We start from the raw sequence: 2,139 nt of genomic DNA, 5'->3' as shown, positions 1-2,139 counted from the left end.
GATCGTCCGGACCGGACGGGTGGCGATCACGATGGGCACCGCCGGCCATGTCGTCGGGCAGAGGACCGGGCATGGAGGCACGGCAGGGCAGGGGATCTGGCGACTGCCGCACGCCGTTCCGGGCGCGATGCTCCTCCTCGGTCTCATCATGAGCGGGGGGCTGAGCCTGGCCTGGCTGCGGCGCGCGCTCGCCGCCGGGGGCGAACCGCCGTCCTTCGAGCAGCTGGAGCAACTCGCCGCCGCCGTCCGGCCCGGGTCGGGAGGCGTGAGCTTCCTGCCCTTCCTCGAAGGCGCGGCCACGCCACACCGCCGTCCCGACGCGCGGGGGGCGTTCTTCGGCCTTTCCTCCTCGCACGGCACGGGCGAACTGGTCCGCAGCGTCATGGAAGGGGTCGCCTTCAACGCCGTCGAATGCGTCCAGGCTCTGACGGCCGCCGGAACCGAGGTCGAGGAGGTCCGCGTGGCCGAGGGCGGGGCCCAGTCCTCCCTCTGGTGCGCCATCCTTGCCGACGCCCTGGGCCGGCCCTTGGATCTCGTGGCGGAGCGCGACACCTCGGCAGCCGGGGCGGCCCTGATCGGCCGGGCCGCGCTCGACGGCGCGCCTTTGGCCGAGATCGCGGATCACAACTGCGTCTTGTCGCGCCGGTTCGAGCCCGCTGTCGACCGTCACGAGACGCTGCAGGCGCTGAAGGCTTACCGTACCTGGACCGCGCGCCTCCTTGCCTGACCTGGCCCCGCCAAGAGGTATTTATGGGCTGACGAACCAAACACTCGACGCGGTGGTGTCAGAGTGATGCGCTTAGAGCTGGGCAGGGGGCCAGCTACCCAGAAGTGGTCCCGGTTGTCCGGACAGTATAGCGGCATTGTTACGCTTGATCCTGTCTCGGTCACGCCGCCAGTCTGAGGCCCTCGTCGCCGGCATGGGCTTCGAAGGGCCCACCGGTCTAGGTAGCACACGGCGGCCCGAGATTGCCGTCAGGGCGGTGGCTTGCTGCTGTCGGCCGAGGTGGCGCGAAATGGAGAGTGGGGCTCCCGCGGCTCTGAAGAACTGCCTCGAAGCTTCACGCATGCGCACGAACTCCGAACCTAAGACCGACGTGCCGCACCTGCTGATAGATCTCGGCCGCCTCGGGCATGGCCAAAGTCGCAGCGAGGCCGAACGGGGTAGCTTCGTCGATGGCAGCGCAGGCCCACATTGACGGTCCACTCACGATGGACGGAGGCATCGACCAGCGTCGAGCGCCACAGGAACTTGGCTAGCCGGGGTTGCTCTTCGCAGAGCTGGTCGAGGTCGCGATGGTCCACGAAGGCCGGGGCGCAGTTGGTCATCGCCCAGGTGCCGCTGTCGCGCACCTCCAGGTGCAGGCTGGTGAGGTTGGGCATGTCCTCAGGGATGTGGAAGGCCAGGATCTGACGCTTGCCGCCGCAGGTGACCTTCGGGTTGCAGGCCAGCCCTTCCACCAGCAGGCAGGACCGCGTGGGTCGGGCGCCCTCGCGCAGGATGGCCTGGTTCGCCCGGACCGTCTCGAGCTGGACCGGAAGAAGGATGATGGCGTAGCGCTCGGCCTCGGTGAGCACGAGCGCGCGCTCGAACTTCGACAGGAGGGGATGGGGTAGGAGCATGCGGCGTCTCCACGCAAACGGGGCGGGAGCACAGGCGGGTCTCCTAGTCGCCAGAAGGCCAGATCAGAGCTGATGATGTGGGACACGTGGAGCAACCACCCCCTGCCGTCCCTAACGTATGATGGGAACGTTCAGCTTTCTGCTGCTCGGGCATCGCGCGATGACGGGGCGGTTCAGGAATCCCCATGTTCCCGGGCCGTTGTGAAGCGGAGAGGAGCGTCTGTGCCCCGGCATTTCTTTCATGTCGAGGGCGACGGCTCCCGTCCGGACGAGGAGGGCGCCCGCCTGCCCGGCCCGGAGCAGGCCCGCAGTGCGGCGGTGATAGCCGCCGGCGAGATGCTGAGGGACGCGGACGGCGGGTTCTGGGATCAGCCCGAGTGGCGGATGCGCGTCATCGACGAGGCGGGTGAGACAGGCTGCCTTCTCAGCGTCAGAGGCACGACAGGTAGTGCTGTCAAAGATTGAGCGTGCCCGCTGGAACGCGCGAGGGGCGCGGCGGGTTGGGACACAAGGGTG

The 2,139-nt window shown here is 68.5% G+C and carries 3 protein-coding genes; 2 read left to right on the top strand and 1 reads right to left on the bottom strand.

Annotation, left to right across the window (positions count from 1 at the left end; translation table 11 throughout):
- The coding region (locus AC5JLB_RS01260) for an FGGY-family carbohydrate kinase (RefSeq protein WP_495872041.1) at positions 1–727 on the top strand (727 nt) is incomplete at its 5' end.
- Positions 728–1,086: 359 nt separating this feature from the next.
- On the opposite strand, the gene AC5JLB_RS01255 is transcribed toward AC5JLB_RS01260, so the two are convergent.
- Positions 1,087–1,623: a cyclic nucleotide-binding domain-containing protein gene (locus tag AC5JLB_RS01255; protein ID WP_495872040.1), complete on the bottom strand. Its 537-nt coding sequence runs from the start codon at positions 1,621–1,623 to the stop codon at positions 1,087–1,089.
- A gap of 72 nt (positions 1,624–1,695) precedes the next feature.
- Between AC5JLB_RS01255 and AC5JLB_RS01250 the strand changes: the two genes are divergently transcribed.
- Complete coding sequence (locus AC5JLB_RS01250; RefSeq protein WP_495872039.1) at positions 1,696–2,088, top strand: DUF6894 family protein; 393 nt, start codon at positions 1,696–1,698, stop codon at positions 2,086–2,088.
- The last annotated feature ends 51 nt before the right edge of the window (positions 2,089–2,139 follow it).

It is taken from the genome of Myxacorys chilensis, from assembly GCF_059505265.1.
This window is presented reverse-complemented; position numbering and strand designations above follow the sequence as displayed.

Excerpts from the sequence above, each read along its gene's own strand:
- AC5JLB_RS01255 (WP_495872040.1), bottom strand. The coding sequence starts at position 1,623 with ATGCTCCTACCCCATCCCCTCCTGTCGAAGTTCGAGCGCGCGCTCGTG.
- AC5JLB_RS01250 (WP_495872039.1), top strand. The coding sequence starts at position 1,696 with ATGATGTGGGACACGTGGAGCAACCACCCCCTGCCGTCCCTAACGTAT.